The organism is Glycomyces xiaoerkulensis (assembly GCF_002798405.1).
In the GTDB taxonomy this organism is placed as follows: domain Bacteria; phylum Actinomycetota; class Actinomycetes; order Mycobacteriales; family Micromonosporaceae; genus Glycomyces; species Glycomyces xiaoerkulensis.
In genome coordinates, this window is record NZ_PGGV01000028.1 from 63,207 (window position 1) to 85,209 (window position 22,003).

The 22,003-nt window shown below is 70.6% G+C and carries 24 protein-coding genes; 10 read left to right on the plus strand and 14 right to left on the minus strand.

Annotated elements, in window-relative coordinates:
* The first annotated feature begins 22 nt into the window (after window positions 1–22).
* The 3 genes from CUT39_RS10415 to CUT39_RS20265 are packed head-to-tail and all read left to right on the plus strand — an operon-like array spanning window position 23 to window position 1,618.
* A complete protein-coding gene (locus CUT39_RS10415) occupies window positions 23–901 on the plus strand; it encodes a TIGR01777 family oxidoreductase (RefSeq protein WP_100446258.1) in 879 nt (292 codons plus the stop codon).
* 37 nt (window positions 902–938) lie between these two features.
* Complete coding sequence (locus CUT39_RS10420) at window positions 939–1,394, plus strand: hypothetical protein (protein WP_100446260.1); 456 nt, start codon at window positions 939–941, stop codon at window positions 1,392–1,394.
* 53 nt (window positions 1,395–1,447) lie between these two features.
* Window positions 1,448–1,618 (plus strand): hypothetical protein, encoded by a 171-nt coding sequence (locus CUT39_RS20265; protein WP_157930596.1) that lies wholly within the window; start codon window positions 1,448–1,450, stop codon window positions 1,616–1,618.
* Here the strand turns inward: CUT39_RS20265 and CUT39_RS10425 are convergent.
* Window positions 1,557–2,597, minus strand: coding sequence for an LLM class flavin-dependent oxidoreductase (locus tag CUT39_RS10425; RefSeq protein ID WP_198587042.1), 1,041 nt, complete (start codon window positions 2,595–2,597; stop codon window positions 1,557–1,559). The two genes, CUT39_RS20265 and CUT39_RS10425, sit on opposite strands and share 62 nt — an antisense overlap.
* Before the next feature lie 12 nt (window positions 2,598–2,609).
* Entirely contained in the window at window positions 2,610–3,971 is a 1,362-nt protein-coding gene (locus CUT39_RS10430) for a class II 3-deoxy-7-phosphoheptulonate synthase (protein WP_408611134.1), read from the minus strand.
* A 147-nt stretch (window positions 3,972–4,118) separates the two neighbouring features.
* Here CUT39_RS10430 and CUT39_RS10435 point away from each other — a divergent pair, with 147 nt between their 5' ends.
* Together CUT39_RS10435 and CUT39_RS10440 are read left to right on the plus strand one after the other, a co-directional pair.
* Window positions 4,119–4,742, plus strand: a complete 624-nt coding sequence (locus CUT39_RS10435; protein WP_100446264.1) for a cyclodeaminase/cyclohydrolase family protein — start codon at window positions 4,119–4,121, stop codon at window positions 4,740–4,742.
* Window positions 4,739–5,587: a bifunctional 5,10-methylenetetrahydrofolate dehydrogenase/5,10-methenyltetrahydrofolate cyclohydrolase gene (locus tag CUT39_RS10440; RefSeq protein WP_100446266.1), complete on the plus strand. Its 849-nt coding sequence runs from the start codon at window positions 4,739–4,741 to the stop codon at window positions 5,585–5,587. Before CUT39_RS10435 ends, CUT39_RS10440 begins: the two co-directional genes overlap by 4 nt.
* 21 nt (window positions 5,588–5,608) lie before the next feature.
* Here CUT39_RS10440 and CUT39_RS10445 read toward each other — a convergent pair whose 3' ends face one another.
* The 5 genes from CUT39_RS10445 to CUT39_RS10465 form a co-directional block, all read right to left on the minus strand.
* Window positions 5,609–6,223 carry a hypothetical protein gene (locus CUT39_RS10445; RefSeq protein ID WP_100446268.1) on the minus strand — a complete coding sequence of 205 codons (615 nt, stop codon included), beginning with the start codon at window positions 6,221–6,223 and terminating at the stop codon, window positions 5,609–5,611.
* A 2-nt stretch (window positions 6,224–6,225) separates the two neighbouring features.
* Window positions 6,226–7,527 carry a hypothetical protein gene (locus tag CUT39_RS10450; RefSeq protein WP_100446270.1) on the minus strand — a complete coding sequence of 434 codons (1,302 nt, stop codon included), beginning with the start codon at window positions 7,525–7,527 and terminating at the stop codon, window positions 6,226–6,228.
* Between the two features lie 401 nt (window positions 7,528–7,928).
* Window positions 7,929–8,375 (minus strand): hypothetical protein, encoded by a 447-nt coding sequence (locus tag CUT39_RS21185; protein WP_232805701.1) that lies wholly within the window; start codon window positions 8,373–8,375, stop codon window positions 7,929–7,931.
* A gap of 46 nt (window positions 8,376–8,421) precedes the next feature.
* Window positions 8,422–9,447 (minus strand): 6-phosphofructokinase, encoded by a 1,026-nt coding sequence (locus CUT39_RS10460; RefSeq protein ID WP_100446274.1) that lies wholly within the window; start codon window positions 9,445–9,447, stop codon window positions 8,422–8,424.
* Window positions 9,448–9,513: 66 nt separating this feature from the next.
* The gene (locus CUT39_RS10465; protein WP_100446276.1) at window positions 9,514–10,050 is read right to left on the minus strand and encodes a polyadenylate-specific 3'-exoribonuclease AS; all 537 of its coding nucleotides are present in this window, start codon (window positions 10,048–10,050) and stop codon (window positions 9,514–9,516) included.
* Window positions 10,051–10,376: 326 nt separating this feature from the next.
* Here CUT39_RS10465 and CUT39_RS10470 point away from each other — a divergent pair, with 326 nt between their 5' ends.
* Entirely contained in the window at window positions 10,377–11,069 is a 693-nt protein-coding gene (locus CUT39_RS10470) for a Crp/Fnr family transcriptional regulator (RefSeq protein ID WP_100446278.1), read from the plus strand.
* 31 nt (window positions 11,070–11,100) lie between these two features.
* Here CUT39_RS10470 and CUT39_RS10475 read toward each other — a convergent pair whose 3' ends face one another.
* On the minus strand, window positions 11,101–11,781 hold the full coding sequence (locus tag CUT39_RS10475; RefSeq protein ID WP_100446280.1) for a lysophospholipid acyltransferase family protein: 681 nt from the start codon (window positions 11,779–11,781) through the stop codon (window positions 11,101–11,103).
* Window positions 11,782–11,897: 116 nt separating this feature from the next.
* Between CUT39_RS10475 and CUT39_RS10480 the strand changes: the two genes are divergently transcribed.
* Window positions 11,898–12,665 carry an alpha/beta hydrolase gene (locus CUT39_RS10480; RefSeq protein WP_198587045.1) on the plus strand — a complete coding sequence of 256 codons (768 nt, stop codon included), beginning with the start codon at window positions 11,898–11,900 and terminating at the stop codon, window positions 12,663–12,665.
* Window positions 12,666–13,108: 443 nt separating this feature from the next.
* Here CUT39_RS10480 and CUT39_RS10490 read toward each other — a convergent pair whose 3' ends face one another.
* Together CUT39_RS10490 and CUT39_RS10495 are read right to left on the minus strand one after the other, a co-directional pair.
* Entirely contained in the window at window positions 13,109–13,735 is a 627-nt protein-coding gene (locus CUT39_RS10490; RefSeq protein WP_100446282.1) for a hypothetical protein, read from the minus strand.
* Window positions 13,732–15,090 (minus strand): flavin-containing monooxygenase, encoded by a 1,359-nt coding sequence (locus CUT39_RS10495; RefSeq protein ID WP_100446284.1) that lies wholly within the window; start codon window positions 15,088–15,090, stop codon window positions 13,732–13,734. The genes CUT39_RS10490 and CUT39_RS10495 overlap by 4 nt, the downstream gene beginning before the upstream one ends.
* 175 nt (window positions 15,091–15,265) lie before the next feature.
* Between CUT39_RS10495 and CUT39_RS10500 the strand changes: the two genes are divergently transcribed.
* Window positions 15,266–16,381, plus strand: a complete 1,116-nt coding sequence (locus tag CUT39_RS10500; RefSeq protein WP_100446286.1) for a cytochrome P450 — start codon at window positions 15,266–15,268, stop codon at window positions 16,379–16,381.
* A gap of 45 nt (window positions 16,382–16,426) precedes the next feature.
* On the opposite strand, the gene CUT39_RS10505 is transcribed toward CUT39_RS10500, so the two are convergent.
* Window positions 16,427–16,660: a DUF397 domain-containing protein gene (locus CUT39_RS10505; protein WP_100446288.1), complete on the minus strand. Its 234-nt coding sequence runs from the start codon at window positions 16,658–16,660 to the stop codon at window positions 16,427–16,429.
* Entirely contained in the window at window positions 16,657–17,520 is an 864-nt protein-coding gene (locus CUT39_RS10510; protein WP_100446289.1) for a helix-turn-helix domain-containing protein, read from the minus strand. Before CUT39_RS10510 ends, CUT39_RS10505 begins: the two co-directional genes overlap by 4 nt.
* A gap of 243 nt (window positions 17,521–17,763) precedes the next feature.
* Between CUT39_RS10510 and CUT39_RS10515 the strand changes: the two genes are divergently transcribed.
* On the plus strand, window positions 17,764–18,087 hold the full coding sequence (locus CUT39_RS10515) for a hypothetical protein (protein WP_100446291.1): 324 nt from the start codon (window positions 17,764–17,766) through the stop codon (window positions 18,085–18,087).
* Window positions 18,080–18,316, plus strand: coding sequence for a hypothetical protein (locus CUT39_RS10520; protein WP_157930597.1), 237 nt, complete (start codon window positions 18,080–18,082; stop codon window positions 18,314–18,316). The genes CUT39_RS10515 and CUT39_RS10520 overlap by 8 nt, the downstream gene beginning before the upstream one ends.
* 41 nt (window positions 18,317–18,357) lie before the next feature.
* Here CUT39_RS10520 and CUT39_RS10525 read toward each other — a convergent pair whose 3' ends face one another.
* Together CUT39_RS10525 and bioD are read right to left on the minus strand one after the other, a co-directional pair.
* Window positions 18,358–21,222, minus strand: a complete 2,865-nt coding sequence (locus tag CUT39_RS10525; protein ID WP_100446295.1) for a LamG-like jellyroll fold domain-containing protein — start codon at window positions 21,220–21,222, stop codon at window positions 18,358–18,360.
* Window positions 21,223–21,373: 151 nt separating this feature from the next.
* Window positions 21,374–21,994 (minus strand): dethiobiotin synthase, encoded by a 621-nt coding sequence (gene bioD, locus CUT39_RS19990; RefSeq protein ID WP_114149494.1) that lies wholly within the window; start codon window positions 21,992–21,994, stop codon window positions 21,374–21,376.
* Between the last annotated feature and the right edge of the window lie 9 nt (window positions 21,995–22,003).

Genomic DNA, 22,003 nt, shown 5'->3' on the forward strand with positions numbered 1-22,003 from the left:
GTCTGCCGTTAGGCTCGAGGGCATGCGGATCGTCATCGCCGGATCGAGCGGATACCTCGGCACCGCGCTGCGGCGGGAGCTGGCCGGGCACGACATCGTGCGCCTGGTGCGCGACCGGCCCGGCGAGGACGACCAGATCCGATGGGACCCCTACCGCGGCCCGCTCGACACCGCCGTCCTGGACGGCGTCGACGTCGTGGTGAACCTCTGCGGCGCGCCGATCGCCGGTCGCCGCTGGAACGCCGCCTACAAGGAGCGCATCCGCGCCAGCCGCGTCGTCCCGACCCGGGTGCTGGCCGAGGCGGTCGCCCGCGCCGGGGCACCGGTCCTGGTCAACGCCTCGGCGACCGGCTGGTACGGCGACCGGGCCGACGTCCCGGTCGACGAGTCCTCCCCGGCTTCGGCCGACTACCTCGGCAAGACGTCCCTGGCCTGGGAGTCGGCCACCGCCCCCGCGCAGGAGTCGGGCGCGCGGGTGATCCGGCTGCGCACCGGGCACGTGCTCGGCCCCGGCAGCCCCTTGCTGGCGAAGCTGGTGCCGGTCTACAAGTTCCTCCTGGGCGGGCGCTTCGGCGACGGCCGCCAGTACCTGCCGTGGATCTCGCTGCGCGACTGGACCGGCGCGGTCAGGTCCCTGATCGAGGGGGACGTGACCGGCCCGGTCAACCTGGTCGGCCCCACCCCCGCGACCAACCGCGAGTTCACCCGGGCGATGGCGGCGGTCCTGCACCGCCCCGCCCCGTGGATCATCCCCGGCTGGGCCGCCAGGATCGTCGCCGGCGAGGCCGCGGTGGAGCTGCTGCGCGGCGCCAGGGTCAAGCCGGCCGTGCTGCGGTCCCAGGGCTACGAGTACCGGGACCGGACCGTCCTCGACGCGCTCCGCTGGGCGCTGCAGGCCTGACCCCCGCCGCCGCACGCGCTGCGGCACAATCGGAGGCATGCCTCCCTCCGAACTCGACACCGGACCCGACCAGCCCCGTGCGGTCCGCACCGCCCGACTGGGGCTCTGGCTGCAGTTCGCCTACTTCGTCTGCGGAGGCATGCTGCCGGTCCTGTTCCTCTTCCCCGCCTTCGGGCTGGTGATGCTCGGAGCCGCGAGCGCCTGGGCCGGAGACGCCGCCCCGATGCTGGCCCTGCTCGTGCTGCTGCCGGCGCTCGGCGTAGCCACCGCGCTCCTGTCCCGCCGGCTCGGCGAGCGCAGCGAACGCGCCCGGACCTGTACCGACGGGTTCGCCCTGGTGCTGGCGGTGGGAGCGGCCCTGGCCTCGCTCGCCTCGCCCGTCCCGTTCCTCACGCTCGCGACCGCCGTGCCGTGGTTCGGCCTCCAGATCATGACGGTGGCGTCCCTCCACTCGGCACCGGCGAACCGGTGGTTCGGCGACGCCGAACCGTAACGCAGCGGCGGCGGAACAGTACACTGGGCGCTCCCCGACCCTGGAGACCGCCCGTGGAACCGCCCTCCGGCACCGGACCCGAGCCGCTGTACCGCAAGCCCGGCACGGTCACCGCGGCGCAGGCGCTCAACTGCCTGTGCACCGGTTCGGCGATGCAGTGGTTCAAGCAGGGCGGCTGGGAGCCGTGGCGCCGGTACCACTATCCGCCGCAGCCGTGGTACTGAGCGCCTCGCCGAGCGCGGCGATGTTGTCGCGCACCGCTTCGGGATCGCCCATGCCTTCGACCAGGAGGAGCTGTCGGGCCACGCCGGTCTTCTCGGCCGAGGCCGCCAGGCGCTCGGCGACGTGCTCGGGCGGGCCGACGGCGTGGCGGTCGATCATCCAGTCCACGTAGGCGGCATGATCGCGTCGGCCGCGTCCCGGCTTCAGGCTCACGTACTGGCCCACGCCGCGGGTCAGGAACTCCGTCAGCGAGGCCCGCAGGCGGCCGGTGTCGCCGGGGCCGGTCGCGACCTGCGCCAGATGGGCCGAGACGTGCTCGGCCGCGCCGGGGTCGCGGCCGTTCGCCTCGGCCCCGGCCCGCCAGGCCTCCAGCAGCGCCAGATGGTCCGAGTCGGGGGCGTGCATCCCCAGCAGCAGCGGCAGGCCGAGCCCGCCGGCGAGCCGGGCCGTGCCCGCGCCGGTGGCCGCGACCCACACCGGCCGCCCGGCGCCCGGCGGCATGACCCGCACCGGCGGCACGTCGAAGAACTCCCCCGAGTGCGAGACCTCCGCCTCGCCGGACAGCCACGCCGACAGCAGCCGGAGTCCCTCCTCGAAGCCGCGCTCGTACCGGTCCAGGCCCGAGCCGAACACGTCGAGGTCGATCCACGGCCCGCCCCGGCCGATACCGAGCCGGAACCGGCCCGGCGCGAGCGCCTCGAGCGTCGCGGCCTCCTCCCCCAGCGCGACCGGGTGCCGGTTCGACAGGACCGCGACCGCCGTGCCGACCTGGAGCCGCTCGGTGGCGGCCAGCAGGTGCGCGGCCATGAGGGTGGCGGAGGGGTTGGCGCCGTATTCGATGAAGTGGTGCTCGGCGATCCAGGTCCCGGAGAAGCCGGCGCGTTCGGCGCACCGGGCGTAGGAGACGGCTCGGCGGAGCGCCGCCGCCGGTGAGGCACCGGGGAACACTCCGCCGAGTTGGAACAGGTCGTAGGCGCTCAAAGACCGAGCCGCTCAGTGGCGCAGCATCTCCGCGACCAGGAACGCCAGTTCCAGCGACTGCTGGGTGTTCAGGCGCGGGTCGCAGGCGGTCTCGTAGCGGTCCGAGAGCTGGTCGTCCCGGATCTCCTGGGCGCCGCCGACGCATTCGGTGACGTGCTCGCCGGTCAGTTCGATGTGGATGCCGCCCGGGTGGGTGCCGGTCTTGCGGTGCACCTCGAAGAAGCCGAGGACCTCGTCGACGACCTGGTCGAACGCGCGGGTCTTGTAGCCCGAGGCCGACTCGTAGGTGTTGCCGTGCATCGGGTCGCACTGCCACACCACCTTGCAGCCGGCGGCCTCGACCTTCTCGATGATCGGCGGCAGGAGCGTGCGGACGTGCTTGTGGCCCAAGCGGGAGATGACCACGAGCTTGCCCGGGAGGTTGTCCGGGTTGAGCTTGTTGCACATCTCCACCACCCACTCGGGGGTGGCGGTGGGGCCGATCTTGCAGCCGACCGGGTTGGCCACGCGCGACAGGAAGTCGATGTGGGCTCCGTCGAGCTGCCGGGTCCGCTCGCCGGCCCACACCATGTGGCCCGACAGCGCGTACACCTGACCGTCGAAGATGCGGGTCAGGGCCCGGTCGTACTCGATCGCCAGCATCTCGTGGGAGGCGAAGACCTCGGCGGTGTGGAGGGCGTCGTCCTCGACCCCGCAGGCGGCCATGAAGGCCACCGCCCGGTCGATCTCGCGGCCGATCGCCTCGTAGCGCTCCCCGGCCGCGGAGTTGCGGACGAAGTCCTTGTTCCAGTCGTGGACGGACTGCAGGTCGGCCAGGCCGCCGCGCAGGTAGGCGCGGATCATGTTCATGGCCGCGGCGGCGTTGGCGTAGGCGCGGATCATCCGCTGCGGGTCGCAGACCCGGGCCTCCTCGGTGGCCTCCAGCGAGTTGAACATGTCGCCGCGGTAGACCGGCAGGTCCAGTGCGTCGAGCGCCTTGGATCGGGGCTTGGAGTACTGGCCGGCGACGCGGCCGACCTTGACCACCGGCATCGAGGCGCCGTAGGTGAGCACGACCGCCATCTGCAGCAGCGTGCGCATGTTGGAGAGCACGTGGTGCTCGGTGTTGTCGAGGAAGGTCTCGGCGCAGTCGCCGCCCTGCATCAGGAACGCGCGGCCCTCGCAGACCTCGGACAGCAGCTTCCGCAGGTGGTCGACCTCGTAAGGGGCAACGATCGGCGGAACGCCGGCCAGCACCCCCGCGACCTGTTCGACCTCGGCGTAGTCGGGCCACGGGGGCATCTGCTCCCGCGGCAGGTCGCGCCAGGCGTCGAGCTGATAGCGTTCGGCCTCCTCCACGTCGGCGACGACGGGGACGAGTCCTGGATTGCGCAGATCATGCCATTGACGTTTCACGCGCATATCGTACGCGGACGCCGCAGCCCGGGACAACGCCGAAAAGCCGATCCCACTCAGTGAACCCGGGCACGGGACCCTCGCACTCGGGCATCCCGCCTCCGACGGCGCGACTAGTCTGGCCGGGTGCGAAAGACGACGATCGAAGAATGGCTGTCGGGACTGGCCTCCGAGGAGCCCGCCCCCGGCGGGGGCGCGGCCGCGGGACTGAACGCGGCCCTGGGAGCGGCATTGATCTCGATGGTTTGCAATCTGACCATCGGCAAACCCAAGTACGCAGAGCACGAGCAGGTGATGCGCGAAGCGCTGGCGACCGCCGAGCGGCTGCGCCTGGAGGCGGTGCAACTGGCCGAGGACGACGCCGAGGCGTTCTCGGGCGTGGTAGCCGCCTACAAGATGCCCAAGGGCACCGACGAGGAGAAGGCCGCGCGCAGCGCCGCGATCCAGAAGGGCCTGGTCGAGGCCGCCGAGGTCCCGCTGGCGACCGCGAAGGTATCGGCCGGCGTGATCGGCCTGTCCGGGAAGATCCTGGACGGTTCGAACCGGAACGTGCTCTCGGATGTGGCGGTGGCCGCCTCGAGCGCGAAGTCGGCGCTGGAGTCTGCGGCGCTCAACGTGGACATCAACCTGACCTCGATCAAGGACGCCTCCGAGCGCGAGCGCCTGGCCAGCGCGCTCAATGAGGCGCTCCAGGCGAAGGCGCAGGCCGAGGCGGTCATGCAGGCGGTGGCCAAGAGGATTCGCTCATGAGGGACATCGACGGGCGCGCGGCCGCGAAGGCGCTGCGCGAAGAGGTGAGCGCCGCGGCCGAACGGCTGCGCGGCGAAGGCGTCCTGCCGACGCTGGCGGTGGTGGTGCCGACCGAGGACGAGGGCACGGCCTGGTACGTGCGCTCGATCGCGAGGACGGCCGACAAGGTGGGGCTCCGCTGCAAGGTGGAGCATCTGACCGACCCCGGCGGCGACGAGATCGCCGCCCGGCTCCGGGAGCTGTCGGCCGACCCCGAGGTCCACGGGGTCATCTGCCAGACCCCGCTGCCGGAGGGCGTGACGCTGGCGGAGGTGGGCTGGTACATCGACCCGTTCAAGGACGTCGACGGGGCGAACCAGGTGAGCCTGGGGAGGCTGGTCCAGGGCCGGCGGAGTTTCGTCCCGGCGACCGCCGCGGCCGTGTTGGAGCTGCTCGAACGCGAGGGCACCGAGCTGAGCGGCGCCCGGGCGGTGGTGGTGGGGCGCTCCACGGTCGTCGGCAAGCCGGCGGCGCTGCTGCTGCTGGCCGAGTCGGCGACGGTGACGGTCTGCCACTCCCGCACCAAGGAGCTGGCCGCGGTCTGCCGGGAGGCCGACGTCCTGGTGGCGGCGGCCGGACGGGCGAGGATGATCGGCCCCGAGTTCGTGCGTCCGGGGGCGACGGTCATCGACGTGGGCACGAACCCCACCCCCGACGGGGGCCTGGCGGGCGACGTCGACTACGAGGCGGTGGCCCCGATCGCCGGTGCGATCACGCCGGTTCCCGGCGGCGTGGGCCCTGTGACGACGATGCTGCTGCTCCGGAACACCGTCGAGGCTGCCGAACTGTCTCAGGCTCGAAGCTGACCGGTCCGCGGGACCGGCGGGTCAGGATCCGGGCTGGATGCGGGAGCGCAGGGCCACGGTGGAGCCGTCGCCGAATACGACCCGGTCGTATACTCCGGCGGCTTTGCCGCCCTTGGTTTCGGCGCGCTTCCCTTCGTGGCGGAACCGGTCGGCCGGTGCGGACGCGGGGGTCTCGATCGGCACCGGCCGGTGCGGCCGGTCGGGTTCGCCGGGTTCGGGGTCGGTGCTGAACACCCGCGAGTAGGTGCGGCCGCGCACGGTCACAAAGGCGAGCCTGCGGTCGGTGAGGACCCATATGCCGCGGTCGCGCAGCGCCGGGGAGACCAGGCTCGCGGCTTCGGTGCCGGGGCCGCCTTTGATCATCACCGGCGGTCCTTTGGCAGTGCCGCCGCCGGGCGTGAACCCGTCGGCCATCACGGCGGCGAGCACGCCGAGGACCAGGTATTTGGGCCATCCGAGCAGGATCCGCCGGAGCAGCGACCACCGCTGCGAGCGGGTCCGGGGCGGTCGCGGGACGCCGTCGAGGTGGGGCAGGCCCCAGAGGGGGACCTGCGCCACCAGGTGCTCCCCCGGTCGGAGCCACTGCCGATGCAGCATGCGCTCGCCGTCGCGGCGCAGGTCGAATGCGGGGGACACGGTCAGCTCTCGAGTTCGCTCAGCAGCGTGTTGAGTTCGGCGGCGCCTTCGTCGTCGGCGGAGGTGTAGTCCTCGGCGCAGCCGCGCAGTTTGACCGCATCACCGTTGAGCGCGTCTTCGACGGCGGTGATGGCCAGCGACAGGCCTTCGCCGTTCTCCCGGTAGGCGCTCTCGAATCCCAGGGCGCCCGGCAGTCCCCAGGTCATCTCGGCGGCGGTCGCCTCGGCGGCGGTCGAATGGATCGCGGCGGCGTTGCCGGACAGGCCCTCCAGGCTTGCGGCGGCGCCTTCGAGTTCGCCGACCTCGACCGTCACGCGGCCGTCGCCGGCTCCGCGGGAGTCGTACGTGGCTCGAGAGTAGGCGTTCGAGGCCGCTGTGGAGCCGGTGCCGATGCCGGTGCCCGCCCCTTGGAGCAGGCCGGTGCCCGCTTTGACTCCGGCGGTCACCAGGACCCGCGTCCAGAGCTGGCCTCCGGCGAGTTCGAATCCGTTGGCCGGGTTGATCCCACGGAACGGGTTCTTTCCGAGGAACTTCATGAGGACCTGGCCGATCTTGCCGAAGAGTTTGCAGGACTTCTGGAACCAGGTCATGGCGCGGTTGAACATCGCGAAGGACTTGGCGGCGGCGCCGAGCAGGAAGGTGGCGACGGAGGCGCCGGCCGTCCAGGCGCTGTTCGCCAGCGCCACCAGGCCCCGTGTGATCAGCCAGGAGAGCAGTTCGGCGAGGATCGACTTGATGCAGCCGTAGATGGCTTCGGCGAGCATCTGCGCCCAGCCGAGGAGGGTCTGGATGCTGGTGGCCTCGTGGGAGGCGGCCATGATGGCCGCTTCGAGCGCATAGAGCTGTTCCTGCCCCGCCGTGGCGGCTTCGCCCTCCCAGGAGATGATGTTGGCGCCGACCGCCGATCCGGTCTCGCCGCTGAGGGCCTCCAGGGCCGATGCGACCTGGCCCCAGACCTCGCCTTGCCGGGCCATGGCATCGGGATCGCCCGAGACCATCTCGAGCAGCTTGTTCAGGGGTTCGATCAGTTCGAGGACGATGGTGAGCCCGGCGCTGGCGAGGGCGTAGACGGGATCTCGCACGGCGAACATAGCCTGCGTCCCGATGCTCATGATGTCGCCGGGGATGCCGGCGGCCGAGGAGAGGCGGTCGTCGCCGGCGATGGTGCCGTAGATGTCCTGTGCAAGGTTGGTCACGCCGCCGACGACCGGCGTGCCGTCGGCGATGCTCTCGGCCGTGCCGGGGGTGGTGGCCTCCGGGTAGCTGCTGATGTCGGAGCCGTGCTCGTCTGCGGGGTTGCCCATCGTCGGTCCTTCCGGTGAATCGATGCACTCAGATGGGGCGCGTTCGTCAGGGTAGCGAGTTCGCGCAACTGGCAGATAGGCGACAGACCTTCGCGACTACTGCGAGTAGCGTCAAGGTTTCACTACTTCGAAGGGGGTCTGGTATGACTCGTCGTCTCGCATTCGTGGCGACCGTCGCCGGAATGCTGCTCGCCGCCGCCGCGCCCGCGGCGGCGTTCCAGCACGACCGGGTGCAGCACCCGGCGCTGCACTGGGCGCTCGACGTCGCGAGCCTCGCGGTCGTCGTCGCGCCGGTGTGGACGGCTCTGCTGTGGGGCCGCGGACAGGGCAGGCTGCTGCTGGTGGGCCTGATCGGGCTGGTGCAGGCGCCGGTCGCGGTGCTGGCGTTCGTGCCCGAGGCCTCACATGCGCTCAAGGGCGCCGCTCTCGCGGTCGGGCTGGCGGTCACGGTCGCCGCGATCGTCTGCACGCGCCGGGCCGCCCGGGCTCAGCGCGAATCGGCGGCGACGGCGTCCGGGACCTAGGTCGAAGGCGACGGCGCGCCCGTTCTCGACCAGGACCCGGAGCTCCGGGCAGCCGGGGAACGGACCGGCGAAGCCGCCCGACCGGTCGCGGTAGGCGTGCCGGGAGCAGTGGGCCTCGCCGACCCAGCCCCAGGCCCGGTGGGTCTCGGTCCCGTCCAGCCGGTACACGCCGACGCTGAGCAGGCGGTCGGCGACCGGTCGGCGGTAGAAGTCGGCGTCGAGGCCCGGCAGCGGGAAGCCGTCGAAGTCGACCGAGCGGATCGTCCGATGATGCTTGAAATCGGCGAGTTGCGGGAGCTCGTCGATTTCCACTGGAAAGACCACGGGCACGCCTCCTCCAACGAGTGAGGCGTGCCCGTGGTTACGGATGCTAGTTGCCGAAGAAGATCTCGGCCTCGGCGTACCGCTCGGTCGGGACGGTCTTGAGCACGTCGGTGCCCTCGTGGATCGGGATGCGGACGATGTCGGTGCCGCGCAGGGCCATCATCTTGCCGAAGTCGCCCTCCTCGGCCGCCGAGGCGGCCTCCAGGCCGAGCCGGGTCGCCAGGACCCGGTCGAAGGCGGTCGGGGTGCCGCCGCGCTGCAGGTGGCCGAGGATGATCGCGCGGGTCTCGATCTCGGCCCGCTCCTTGATCTGGGCGGCGACCCAGTCGCCGACGCCGCCGAGCTTGACGTGGCCGAACGCGTCGACCTCGCCGTCCTTGAGGACCATGCCCTCCTCGGCGTGAGCGCCCTCGGAGACGGCGACGACGGTCGACTTGCCGGCCTCCTTGCGCTCCCGCACGTAGGCCGCGACCTTGTCCATGTCGAAGGCGACCTCGGGGATCAGGACCACGTTCGCGCCGCCGGCGACGCCCGCGTGCAGGGTCATCCAGCCCGCGTGGCGGCCCATGACCTCGACCACGAGGCAGCGGTCGTGCGACTCGGCGGTCGTCCACAGCCGGTCGATCGCGTCGGTGGCGATGTTCACGGCGGTGTCGAAGCCGAAGGTGTAGTCGGTGCCGGACAGGTCGTTGTCGATCGTCTTCGGCACGCCCACGCAGTTGACCCCGTCGGCGGTCAGCTTGGTGGCCACGCCCAGCGTGTCCTCGCCGCCGATGGCGATCAGGGCGTCGACTCCGAGCTCGGCCATGTTCTTCTTGATCGCCTCGACACCGCCCTCGATCTTGTAGGGGTTGGTGCGGGAGGAGTGCAGGATGGTGCCGCCCTGGTGGAGGATGTTCTCCACCGAGTCCCAGTCAAGCGGCTGCGTGATGCCCTCGATCGGGCCCTTCCAGCCGTAGCGGAAGCCTACGAACTCGTGGCCGTATTCCTTGGTGCCTTTGCGGACCGCGGCACGGATGACCGCGTTGAGACCGGGGCAGTCACCGCCGCCGGTGAGCACGCCAATGCGCATGCGTCGAACTCCCTCTAAGCTGAGACTTTCTAACTGGGCGGCCTCGTTGCCGAATCTCGGCTCAGCCTATCGCGGCAACTGGAGGTCCGCGCGGGCCGTCTCCAGCGCACGCCAGCGTTCGAGGTTCAGCCGCGCGTCCGACAGCGCGTCGTGGAGCTCGGCGTCGTCGGCGACCGGCAGCTCCGGCCGGCCCAGGTCGTCCCAGCGCTGGCGCAGGTCCTTGGTCATGCGCGGCAGCACCCGCGGCAGCTCGGGCATGGTGCCCCACAACTGCGCGAACACCACGTGGTCGTAGGCGCCGTACCAGGCCCACAGCTCGATGCGCTCGCCCGGGTGGGTCCCGGTCCGCTTGCGGACCGGCGCCACCAGGAATTCGTACAGCTCGTCGCGGATGGCGGTGCGGTCCTTCCACAGCGAACTGGCCGGCCCGGGCAGCTTGTCGAGGACATTGCGGCGCACCCATTCGATGGCGCGGCTCGGATCGAACTCAGTGGACACGGCGTAATACTCGCGACCGTGCTCATCGACGACGGCGATCGACACCAGCTCGATGGTTCGACCGTCCTCGATGAACTCGCAGTCGTAGAAGTAGCGGTACGCCACGCACCCGCCTTTCGTAGGATCACGAGCGGACTTTCCGGACCGTTCGGCCCGCGCCCGTATGTCGCCGGATTGGACTCGACGCTACGCCATACGATCTGATGACCGGGAGCGGACCACGCAGACCGCCCGCAGGTTCCGTGATACCGGACATCCAACGCCAAAACACGTAGACTGGATCGCACATTCGGCCGCCCGCCGCACGCCGCGATTGAACACATGAATCAACGGAGCGTGAAGTTTCCGACACTGAGCCCTGTACAACGACGGAAAAGACAGCGATTATCGGAGGGAACCCGCGGATCGGTCCCACCGAAGGGGGAAGAACTATGGGTGCAAACCCATCTGAAGACCCGCTAGCAGGCGTCGCCATGTTCGCCGGCCTCGACCCGCAGGCCCGGCGCAAGATCGCGGACGTGGCGGTACCCCGCCACTACCGGCGCGGCCGCCTGCTGTTCTTCGAAGGCGAAGCGGGCGAGTCGCTCATCATGATCCGGTCGGGGGCGGTGAGCGTCTTCCGCACCGCCGCCACCGGGGAACGGGCGATGCTGCACGTCGCGCGCGCACCCGAGGTGCTCGGCGAGGTCTCGCTGCTGGACGGCTCCCCGCGGTCGGCCTCGGCCGAAGCACTGGAGGACACCACGGCGCTGGCGCTGGCCCGCTCCTCCTTCCTCGAACTGGTCCACGGGAGCCCGAAGATGCTCGACTCGGTGCTGCGGTCGATGGGCATGATCGTGCGCCGCCTGACCGAGCAGTCCAGCGACCACGTCTTCCTCGACCTGCCCGGGAGGGTGGCCAAGACCCTGGTGCGGCTGGCCGAGCAGCACTCCTCCCCCATGACCACCATCGAGCTCAACCAGACGCAGTTGGCAGAGATGGCCGGAGGCTCCCGGCAGAGCGTCAACCAGGCGATCGGGATCTTCGCCAACCGCGGGTGGCTCCGCACCGAGGGCCGCAAGATCGTCGTGGTCGACCTGCCGGCGCTGCGCCGGAGGGCCGGCTTCGGCGGAACGGAACAATGAGTCGCAGCGGCGGAGCGATGCCGGGCCGGGGCTAGGACCCCTGGCCTTTCTCTTTGACCTTGGCGGCGTATTCGTCGACGTAGTCCTGGCCCGAGAGTTCACGGAGCGCGTCCATGACCTCGTCGGTGACCGCCCGCTCGACGGTGCGGTCGCCGACCATGCCCTCGTAACGGGAGAAGTCCAGCGATCGCCCGATCTTGATCCGCACCCGGCCGCGGCCCGGGAGCCGCTTGCCGATCGGCTGCAGCTCGCCGGTGTTGAGCATCGCCACCGGCACCACCGGCGCGCCGGCCTGGAGCGCCAGCCGCGCCACGCCGGTCTTGCCGCGGTAGAGCCGCCCGTCGGGCGAGCGCGTCCCCTCCGGGTAGATCCCGAACAGCCGACCCTCCGAGAGCACCCGCCTGCCGGTGCCGAGGGCGTCGTCGGCGGCGTCCCCACCGGTCCGGTCCACCGGAACGGCGCCCACCAGGCCCATGAACACGCGGGTCAGCCGGCCCTTGAAACCGGTTCCGGTGAAGTACTCCTCCTTCGCGATGAAGGTGATGTGCCGGTTGATCACCAGGGGCAGGAACACCGAGTCGAACACCGCGAGGTGGTTGCTGGCGAGGATCGCCGCGCCCGAATCGGGCACGCGGTCGAGGCCCTCGACCTGGGGCCGCCAGATCGCCCACAGCAGCGGGCCCAGCACCGCCTTCAACACCCGGTAAATCACGGACTCAAGCGTATAGCGCGCGTTCACCTTCCCGCGGGGCCACGGGTCCGCGCTCGCCGAAACCGGGTCCATCGTGCGAGAATTGGGCGGCGGCATCACGACTGACTGGAGGCGCGGTGGCAGACGGCTCAGAGGCGTTCACGTTCGACGTCGGACCCGACGCCGAGGCCACGATGCTGCTGTGCCACGGCTTCACCGGCGACCCGTCGAGCCTGCGCCCCTGGGGGGAGCACCTGCGCGACGCCGGATTCAACGTGGTGTGCCCGCTGCTGCCCGGCCACGGCCTGCCCTGGCGGCAGTTGGCCAAGACGCGCTGGACCGACTGGTACGGCGAGGTCGAGCGGGGCCTGGATCTGGCGCTGGGGTTCGGCCGTCCCGTGTTCGCGGGGGGCCTGTCGCTGGGCGGTTCGCTGGCGCTGCGGCTGGCCGAGATGCGCGGCGGCGACCTGAGCGGACTGGCGCTGGTCAATCCGGCCATCTACGACGACAAGCCCAACGGGTTCCTGGCCCCGATGCTGCGGTTCGTCGTGCCGAGCGTGGGCTCGATCGGCTCCGACCTGGCCAAACCCGACGTGCGGGAGAAGACCAGCGACCGGACCCCGCTGGCGGCTTTCGCGTCCGCCCGCCGGTTGTGGAAGCTCACCCGCACCGACCTGCCGCGGATCACGCTGCCGATCCGCATCTTCACCAGTACGGTCGACCATGTGGTCCACCCGCGGAACAGCGCCGTGATCCGCGCCGGGGTGCGCTCGAAGGATGTGGAGTCGACCGTCCTGCCGCGCAGCTACCATGTAGCGACCCTGGATTACGACGCGGAGACGATTTTCTCCGGAACCGTCGAGTTCATGACCAGGCAATTGGCCGATACCCGAGGTGCCAGATGACCGACCGCGAAGAGGAACCCGAGCCCGGCGGCGAGATGCGCCCCGAGGACGTCGACCGGCGGTTCAACGAGCTGATCCGCGACCTCAACCCGGACCGCTCGCCCGGCCAGGCCGAGCCGATGACGCCGCCGTCCCCGCCTCCCGCCGAGGAGGACGAGCCGACGCTGCTGGAGCTGTGGGACGCCGAGCTGCCGGAGGACGAGGACGAGGAGGACTACGTCGCCCCCGAGCCGCCGCCGGTGCCGTGGCCGAGCCTGCCGGCGATCGGCGGGGTGCTGTTCCTGATCGGCGGCCTGGTGCTGCTGGTGCGGCCCGAATTCGCGCCGTTCGGCACGAACCCGGGGCGCCTGATCGGGTTCGGCGTGTTCGTCCTCGGCGTGTGGATGCTGATCAGCCGCCTGAGGGAGGACCACTCGGAGGACGACGGCAACGGCGCGGTCGTCTTAGCCGCGGTTCAGCCAGGAGAGGACGGCGTCCAGCAGGCCTTCGGCGTTCGGTCCCTTGAAGACCTCGTCGCCGGAGCCCGGGAAGGTCAGCGGGGCGATGCCGTAGGCCTCGGTGACCGCCTGGACCCTCTTCGACTGCGAGTCGGCCTCGCTGACCGCCAGCATCACCGGCGGCGACCCGACCGGCTTCGGTATCCGCTTCGGCAGCTTCTTGGGCGCCACCATCACCAGCGCCGCGGCCGGGTAGCGGGCGGCGGCCTCCGCGCACCAGGCGGCGCCGTGGCCGTGGCCGATGAGCACCGTCCGCCGCGGGAGGCCGATCGCCGCCTGCACCACGTCGTGGACGAACGCGCCGGTCCCGCCGGCGGCGGCCGGGGTGCTGCCCTGGCCGCGGACGCTGACGGCCGCCGCGTAGCGGCCGTCGGTGGCGATGCGTTTGAGCCACAGAGCGCCGAAGGCCGCGGCCCCGGCCGGATCGCCGGTGCAGCACAGCACCGGGCTGGCGTCGGGATCGTCCCGGTAATCCGCGTCGAGCAGGTCGGCGGGCTCGACGACGGCCGTCTCGCGCTTGACCGAGACGGGTTCGGGGGCGCGGGTGCGGCTGACCCAGGTTTGCAGGCTCACGAAGCGGGCTCCTGTTCGAGGGTGTCGATGATGCGGCCGAGGCTCGCCAGGTATTCCTCGGCGTCGACGGCGAGTGCGTGGCGCGGGGAGGTGCCGTTCGATTCGAGTTCGTACTGGGCCGACTCGCTGACGACCTGCTGGCGGAAGTTCGCGGCGCGCTCGGGATCGCCTCGGCGGATGGTGAGCCAGTGCGAGATGGCGTGCGTCTGCCAGTGGACCATCGGCAGGACGCCGGCGCCCGGCTCGACCAGGCCCGCCACGGCGAGCGTCTCGACGCGCGGGGAGAACATGCGCGCCAGCAGCTTCGGGTGATCGGGGTCCCCGTCGGCGCCGAGCAGTCCGGCGGGCACGCAGGTGATCTTGGGGCGGTATCCGGTGGCGAGGACGACCACGTCGGGCCGCATCTCGGTGCCGTCGGCGAACCCGACCTCCAGCCCGTCGAAGCGGGTGATCTCGGGGCGGCGCTCGATCGAGCCGTCGCCGACGTGCTCCAGGTATCGGCCGTTGCGGATCGGCTCCTCGTCGGTGTGGCCGTGCTCGGGCCGGTCCATGCCCATGCGGTCGGCGAGCCGCCGGGGCCCCTTGAGGAGCCGGTCGGTGAGGAACCGCCGCAGCCAGCGGGGCCGCCGCCGGTTGAGCCGGGCCAGTGCGTAGTCGGAGGGTTCGCCGCCGAGGTATTTGGGCAGGTACCAGTAGCCGCGGTGGGTCGAGTGGACGCAGCGGGCGGCGCCCACGGCGGCCTCGCAGGCGATGTCGACACCGGAGTTGCCGCCGCCGACGACGAGGACCTTCTTGCCGCGCAGGCGGGAGCCGTCCTTGAGCTGCGAGGAGTGGAGGACGGTGCCGCGGAAGCGGTCCTGCCCGGGGTAGGAGGGCAGGTTCGGGACCCAGTGGTGTCCGGTGGCGACGATGACCGCGCCGTAGCGGAGCCGCCGTGCCGCCGAGCCGGCGGCGGGCTTGACGACCACTTCGAAGCGGGATCCCTCCACCGGTTCGACGTGGGAGATCTCCGAGCCGTACCAGATGTGCTCGCCCAGGCCGAAATGGGCGGCGTAGGACTTGAGGTATTCGAGCATCAGCGCCGCCGACGGGTAGTCCGGCCAGTGGTCGGGCATGGGGAAGTCGGGGATCTCGGTCAGGGCGCGGGAGGTGACCAGGTGGGTGTTGGGGTAGAGCGGGCAGTGCTGGTTCTCGGGGTTCCACAGGCCGCCGAGGACGGTGTCGCGCTCGTAGCAGTCCACTTCGAAGCCGTTCTCGCGGAGGTTCTTGACCGCGATCAGACCCGAGGCTCCGGCGCCGATGACGCAGACGGCCTCTCCTCGGTCATAGGCGGCTTGGGAGGAGTACTCCTGCAACGGACTTGCTCCTTCGCTCGAGCGTCGAATCGGGCCTGGCTCCGCCGCCCCTCGGCTGGGACCGGTTGGCGCCTCGCCGGGGCGGGGAGGCGTGGTTTCGCCGGGAGGCGTCGGAGGACTTCCTGCAGATTACCGTGAGCAAGGCTCGTCCCTTTGGGGGAGGTAGGCTCCGCACGTGCTGTTCGAGCTGTGGAAACATCCCAGGCCCACGGCCGGCGTGTTCCGCCAGGAAGGACAGGTGGTGGTGGCCTCGCACCGCCTGGCGAAGCGGGTGCTGGCCGACAACGAGCGGTTCTCCCCCGCCAACGCGCTCGACGCGGTCACGCCGCTGCCGCCGGCGGTGCTGCGGGAGCTGACCAGGCACCGGTTCCGGCTGCCGCCGACGCTGGCCAACAACGACACCGCCGGCCACGAGCGGATCCGGGCGGTGTTCGGCGAGGTCTTCCGGCCCGACCGGGTCGCGGCCCTGCGGCCGTGGCTGACCGGTCTGGTGCGGCGGCGGGTGGCGGGCCTGGCGTGGCGGCTTCGCGCCGGGGAGGCGGTGGACCTGGACGCGGAGGTGTCCTCGGAGGTGCCGCTGGCCGCACTGGCGCGGCTGGTGGGCCTGGAGGTCGGCGCGACCGGCGAGGTGAAGCGCTTCTCCAGGGCGGCCCTGGAGCTGTTCTGGGGCCGTCCGGATCCGGACCGCCAAATGGAGCTGGCGCGGATCGTCGGGCCTTACCATCGGCTGCTGCGCTCCTGGACGGCCCGCGCCGGGGGCGCGGTCGCGGAGGTGCGCGACGAGCACGGGGAGGACGCCGCGACCGCGGCCCTGTTCTTCCTCCTGGTGGCGGGGCAGGAGACCACGTCGCAGTTCCTGACGCTCCTGGCCCACGAGCTCATCGGCACCCCGGAGCTCCTCGACCACCGCCCGGAGCGGATCGTGGAGGAGGGCCTGCGGCTGCACTCGTCGATCACCTCGTGGCGGCGGGTGGCGGCGGTGGACGCGGCGATCGGCGACGTGCCGGTCAAGGCCGGGGAGTCGATCCTGGTCTGGCTGGCCGCGGCCGGTGCCGAGGTCGGTGAGTGCCCCGCGGAGATGGTCCCGGGCCAGCGCGGTTCCCGGAAGCACCTGGCATTCGGGGCCGGGGCGCACCGCTGCCTGGGCAGCCAGCTCTCACGGATGGAGTCGGAGGTGGTGATCGCCGAGCTGGCGCCGCTGCTGCGGCGCTGCGAGGTGCTCTCGCCGCCGGTGAGCGACCCGAACCTCTCGTTCAGGATGCCGAGCCCGCTCATAGTCGCGATGAGGTGAGCGGTGCTTGCGAGTGGTGATCGAGTCTGAGCAACGGGCCGTCGCTCAGAAGTCGAACTCGTCGTCCTTGACTCCGGCGATGAAGGCGTCCCACTCGGCACGGGTGTAGACGATGACCGAACCCTCAGGGTGGTGGGAGTGACGCACCGCGATCCGCCCCGAGCCGTCGCCGAGCGGTCCGGCCTCCACGCACTGACCGCCGTTGTCGGGGCTGCGGGTGCTGATGTGCCAACGGATACCAGCCAGCTCACCTGGTGAGAGCTGCTGTTCGGTGCTCATTTCATCTCCTCGATTCGCGCGGTGATGAGCTCTGCCGATCGCTCGGGATCGAGCGCCTCTGCACTCAGATCTTCCCACACCTGGACTACGCGCTGAACTTTCGGATCCTCCACGAACAGCGAACCGGCGAGCGTGTCGAGGTGAGCCACTCGCGGGTACGGGTCCGGCATTTCGAAGAGCATGAAGCTCCCCAGATGGCCAGCGTGCGGAGCTCGATCGGCCGGCATGATGCGTATCTCGACATTGTCTCTGAGGCACTCGGAGAGCAGTCGCTTAAGTTGCCGCCTCCAAACCTCCGGCCCGCCTACCGCGCGGTCCAGCACATACTCTTCAAGAATCACCGAAAGCTCTACGGGCGCCTCTCCGCCGAGGACCTGCTGTCGGTCCATCCTCAGATCGACCCACCGCTCGATCTGCTCCTCCAGCGCGTGGCCTTCTTCGGCCTTCCTGATGAGCATCTCGGCATAGTCTCGGGTTTGCAGCAACCCTTCCACGACCATCTGCTGGTACTTGCAGATTCGGTTCGCTCGACTCTCGAGCCAAGGCAGGTTGATGAAATCCTTGCCGAAGTCCGCTTTGTGCCGGTCCCACCAATCCCGCTGCCAGGCGTCCTCGCAGATCTGTTCGAGGTCGGCCCGCGCCTTGGGGTCGGACACGTCGTACAGCGTCATGAGCGCCACCAGGTCCGCTCGTCGGAGCGGATACTCACCGCTTTCGTAGCGGCTCATGGTGCTCGCATCGCGCTGGAGGTACTCGCCCGCGACCCGCAACGACATCTTCTTGGCGACCCGAAGCTCTCGGAGCTTCTCACCGAGCCACTGCGAACGAAGGGACGGACCAGGACCGGTGATGATTGCCATCGCCTCTCCACATCTCTGTCAGGCTGCCGACAGAATTTCTGGACCAAATCGAGCCAAGCAATATTGCTTAGCGCAATCATGTGTGCCATGATACCAAGCAAGCGCATGAGGTCCAGTTCGGGATTCTGGCGACAGAGTTCTCGGAAACGGACACTTCATGCCCTCCACAGAAACCGACCGGGGCGGGAGACTCGGCTACCAACCTGCGCCCGCCCCGGTCTTGAGACAACGGAGGTATCCACCGTGTCAGCACCCATTGTCGCCCACGCGACAGGCAAGACCAAATCCGTTACACCGAACCGCGCCGATCTGGAGCGAGGCTCCTTCACCGACGGCGTCCGCTCCTACACCGTCCGGGTCTCCGGCGACGACGCCCCGGACTCCTTCCAGGTCCACACCGGCCCGGCCCGCGACATCGTCCTGGTCGTCTCCGGCCTGAACTCCGGCGAACTCCACGCCACGTGGGGCCCCTCCTGGCGCGGCGCCTCCGACGCCTGGCGCGAATGGGTCGAGGCCAAGGCGTTCATGACCTTCTACAACGGCGAAGGCCGGTTCTGCGATGGGTGAGCACGTGAACCTCGGCGAGTTCCGGCGCGGACCGGCGATCTTCAGCGTCTTCCGCACCGCCGTCTCACCTGCTCAGTACCGTGTCACCTGCTCGGACGGCAACGGCCCCAGCGAGGTCTGCACCTTCTCCGACCGTCCTGGCCCCGGGCCGAAGTGGCACGGCGCGTGGAACGGCGATCAGTGGTGCGACTGGATCGAGGCCGAGGCGCGCAGGATCGTCGCGAGATGACCGGGCGGTGAGCGCCGCCTCCGGCGGCGCTCACCTCGGGGCTATTGGGCCGCTTCGACGTCGATGTAGTCGAGATCGACCGTGCCCGGCCGGTCCGCCTTGGTGAAGGTCAGTGTCGACGCCCCCGCAGGGAGCTCGACGGTGACCTTGGTCAGACCGACCATTTCCCGGAACTGGGTCGGGGCGTAATCGACCTCCTGCCACTGACCGTCGTCGACGCGCAGGAGGTGGCCGGCGGCGGTCTGGGCCCGGCGTTCCTCCTCGTCGCCGGCGGTCGAGTAGCCGATGGTGAGTTCGTAGGTGCCCGCGGCCGGAACCGTGACCGGCAGGGTCAGGGCGCTGTCCGGAGAATCGAGGCCCCGTACGTAGGCGCTGCCCGAGAAATAGGCCGCGAAGAAGTTGCCCTCGGACATGTCGACCTCGACCAGGTCGGCTCCGGTCCATTCGCCGTCCTCGGCCTCGTACCGTTCGCTGAACGGCGTCGCCTCGAGGTAGTCGATCCCCACCTCGTCGAAGTCGAGCCGGATCCGGTTCTTGCCCTCCTTCAGGACCGCCCGGGCCGTATGGGTCGCGAACGGGCGGCCCGAATCGGTCGGCTCGAAGGCGAGCTCGTGTTCCCGCCCGTTCACCTCGAGGGTGCCGGACGCGGATTCCTCGCCCGGATTGGTGTACCGGACGCCGAGGTCGTAGGCGCCGGCGGTGGGGGCGTCCACTATGAACATCAGGTCGCGGTTCCAGCGGCGCTGCTCGACGTACCGGTTCTGGGAGGCGAACGGGTCCGGTTCGGCCCACCGCCACCAGGCCGCGGCGTCCTCGGCCTCGTGGCGGCGCACCGGATCGGCGAAGTCGGGCGCCTTCACGGGGGGCGTGACGACCGCGAGGTACGCGTCGGTCTCGTTCAGGCCCTGCACGGGCACCGAGATCGAGCCGTGCTCGACCTTGTAGGTGCCCTCGAACAGCGCGACCGGGCCGTCGGAGGCCCCGTCGGTGCCGGTCCATTCGGTGGTGTAGACCTGCACGTTGGCCTTGCGGCCGAAGTCGGGCAGCGCGTGGAGGCCGTCGACCCGGAGCCGGATGTCGCCTTCGCCGCCGCCGAAGACGACCTTCGCGGTGCCGGTCTCGGGGTCGGCGCTGGCGAAGCCTTCGAGGGCCGGGATCCGCTCGACGCCGGTGGTGGCGGTGACGACCGTGGCGTCGCGGCCGTTGCCGGAGGAGTCGACGGCGGTGGTGCCGCCGTCCTCGTCGAACCGGTACCGGGCGACGTTGCCGCCCCCGGTGTCGCCGGCGGGCGAGTCCAGCAGCGACCGGATTTCGGCCGCGGTCAGTCCGCGGTCGTGGATCTGGAATTCGTCGACGGTCCCGTTGAGCAGCGGGTCGGCCGAGTACTGGGATTCGCCGATCCAGTTCCGGGTGGTCGGTCCGAGGTCGGCGGGGCTGAGCGTCATGTCCTCGTTGGAGGCCACCGGTTCGCCGTCGATGTACATCACGGCGGTGTCCCCGGTCTTGGCTACCGCGAGGTGGACCCATTCGCCGGTCGGCAGTCCGCCGTCGGGACTCTCGACGGTCCGCGTGGTGCCGCCGACGTTGAGGTCGAAGCGGGGGCCGTCGCCGTCGTTGGCGGTGAGGAACATGTTGGCGTCGGTGCCGGTGCCCAGGTCCCACACCCGCGCCCATTGGGAGTCGGTGCGGAGGTTGACCCAGGTGGCGATGGTGAAGTCGTCCAGGTCGGCGGCTATGCCGTCGGGCAGCTCGGCGTAGGCGTTGTTGTGGTCGCCGCCCAGTCCGAGGGCGTTGCCGAATCCGTCCCGCCCGGCGGTGCGGTCGCTCGGCAGCGGTTCGGGTTCGCCGATCTCGATGTGGCGGCCGGTGTTGGTCGGCGGGGTGGTCTCGACCATGTGACCGGTCATGGAGCCGTACCAGTCGAACAGCCAGTAGTTCCCGGTCGGCCGCGGGTCGGTGGTGGGGCCGGAGCCGCCTCCGGCGGGCGCGAGCAGGTCGGAGAGGCGGCCGGGCTTGTGCCAGAAGGCGAGGTTGGCGGTGTCGACGCCGGCGCGTTCCATGCGGGCGACGTATCTGGTGAGCCAGCCGGGGACGCCGGCGTCGCGGGGCGAGGCGTACTCGTTGATGCTGATCGGCCGCGGATCCAGCCCCAGTTCGGATTCGAGTCCGCGGTAGAACTCGACGTGCTCCTCCACGTTGAGCCCCTCGACCGGTCCGAGTTCGTGCCAGGAGACGATGTCGGGCACGGTGTCGGCGGCCGCGGCGTGCTCCATGAACTCGCGCAGGCCGTTCTCGTAGTCGCGGTCGTAGCTGGGGCCGATGATGTCCGCGTCCGGGTCCAGCTCGCGGATGAGCCGGTAGGTCCGGTCCCACATCTCGAAGTAGTCGCCCCACTCCTCGTCCCAGGTCCACTGGGGTTCGTTCCATATCTCGTAGCCGTAGATGTTGTCGGCTCCCGAATCCCGCACGGCGGTGACCATCTGCTCGACCTGGGTGTACCAGTATTCCTCGCCCTCCCACTGGTAGGGGAAGGTCGGGAAGATGTCGGGGAGGCGGACGGTGACGGTGGCGCCGTTGCGGGAGGCGGTCTCCCAGACGTCGAGGGTGTCGCCGACCGGTTCGGGTTCGCCGTTCGGAAGGTGGGTGGCGCCGGGCGGGGGCTGGGTGAACATCTTGGGGCTGGTGGGTGCGATCCACTCGTCGGGCGGCCAGCCGTCGTCTCCGATGCCGTAGAGGGAGCCCGAGGCGGCGTGGTCGACCTCCTTGAGCGGCTTCGAGACGTCGACGGTGAGGACCGTCGGGTCGACCTCGTCGCTCTGGCCGGAGCCGGGCTGCGAGGTGGCGGTGACGGCGGCGGTGGTGATCATCAGGGTGGTTCCGGTCAGAGCTAGGAGTCGTCTCCGCATGATCGTCCTCCGGTGGCGGCCGCGGCGGGGCGGCGCACGGCACGGTGTCGGAAATAATCAGAAAACGTTTTCGGGGAGATTACCGCTGACACGGAGCGCAGTCAATAGAGAGACTGAAATCGACTGATATCTGAAAGGACGGACGAACCGGTCAGAGGTCGAGCCAATCCTTGGCGCTCATGCGGAACGCCTCCGGGTCGAGGTCGCCGGCGCCCGCGGGAATCCGGCCGAGACGCTCGCCCTCCAGATCCCGCAGGTTCTCGGTCTCGGCCGGGCCCGGACGGCGCGGCCAGGCGCCGATGACCACGGCGGCGGCTACCTCGCGCCGGGCCAGGGCCTCGAGCGTGAGCGCGGTGTGGTTGAGGGTGCCCAGACCGGCGCGCGCGACCACGACCGCCGGGCAGCCGAGTTCGACGGCCAGGTCGCCCGCGTGCCAGCCGCCCTCGCCGAGGGGGGCCAGCAGGCCGCCGGCGCCCTCGAGCAGCACCGCGTCCGCCGTGGCGGCCCGGGCGGCGTCGGCCGCCTCGGCGAGTTTCAGCGCCGGGAGCCCGCTGCGGCGCGCCGCGGCCGACGGCGCCAGCGGGTCGGGATAGGACGCGAGGCAGCGCGCCGGAGCGCCGCTGAGGCGGGCGGCGGTGGCGGCGTCGTCATCGTCGCCGGTCTGGGCGATCTTGACGACCTCCACCGTGGCGCCCGCGGCCATGAGCCCCGCCGCGATCGCGGCGGTCGCGATCGTCTTCCCCACGCCGGTGTCGGTGCCGGTGACCAGCACCGGACCGTC

Coding starts and splice junctions, on each gene's coding strand:
- CUT39_RS10415 (WP_100446258.1), top strand. CDS start 23: ATGCGGATCGTCATCGCCGGATCGAGCGGATACCTCGGCACCGCGCTG.
- CUT39_RS10420 (WP_100446260.1), top strand. CDS start 939: ATGCCTCCCTCCGAACTCGACACCGGACCCGACCAGCCCCGTGCGGTC.
- CUT39_RS10440 (WP_100446266.1), top strand. CDS start 4,739: ATGAGGGACATCGACGGGCGCGCGGCCGCGAAGGCGCTGCGCGAAGAG.
- CUT39_RS10450 (WP_100446270.1), bottom strand. CDS start 7,527: ATGGGCAACCCCGCAGACGAGCACGGCTCCGACATCAGCAGCTACCCG.
- CUT39_RS10460 (WP_100446274.1), bottom strand. CDS start 9,447: ATGCGCATTGGCGTGCTCACCGGCGGCGGTGACTGCCCCGGTCTCAAC.
- CUT39_RS10470 (WP_100446278.1), top strand. CDS start 10,377: ATGGGTGCAAACCCATCTGAAGACCCGCTAGCAGGCGTCGCCATGTTC.
- CUT39_RS10505 (WP_100446288.1), bottom strand. CDS start 16,660: ATGAGCACCGAACAGCAGCTCTCACCAGGTGAGCTGGCTGGTATCCGT.
- CUT39_RS10510 (WP_100446289.1), bottom strand. CDS start 17,520: ATGGCAATCATCACCGGTCCTGGTCCGTCCCTTCGTTCGCAGTGGCTC.
- CUT39_RS10520 (WP_157930597.1), top strand. CDS start 18,080: ATGGGTGAGCACGTGAACCTCGGCGAGTTCCGGCGCGGACCGGCGATC.
- CUT39_RS10525 (WP_100446295.1), bottom strand. CDS start 21,222: ATGCGGAGACGACTCCTAGCTCTGACCGGAACCACCCTGATGATCACC.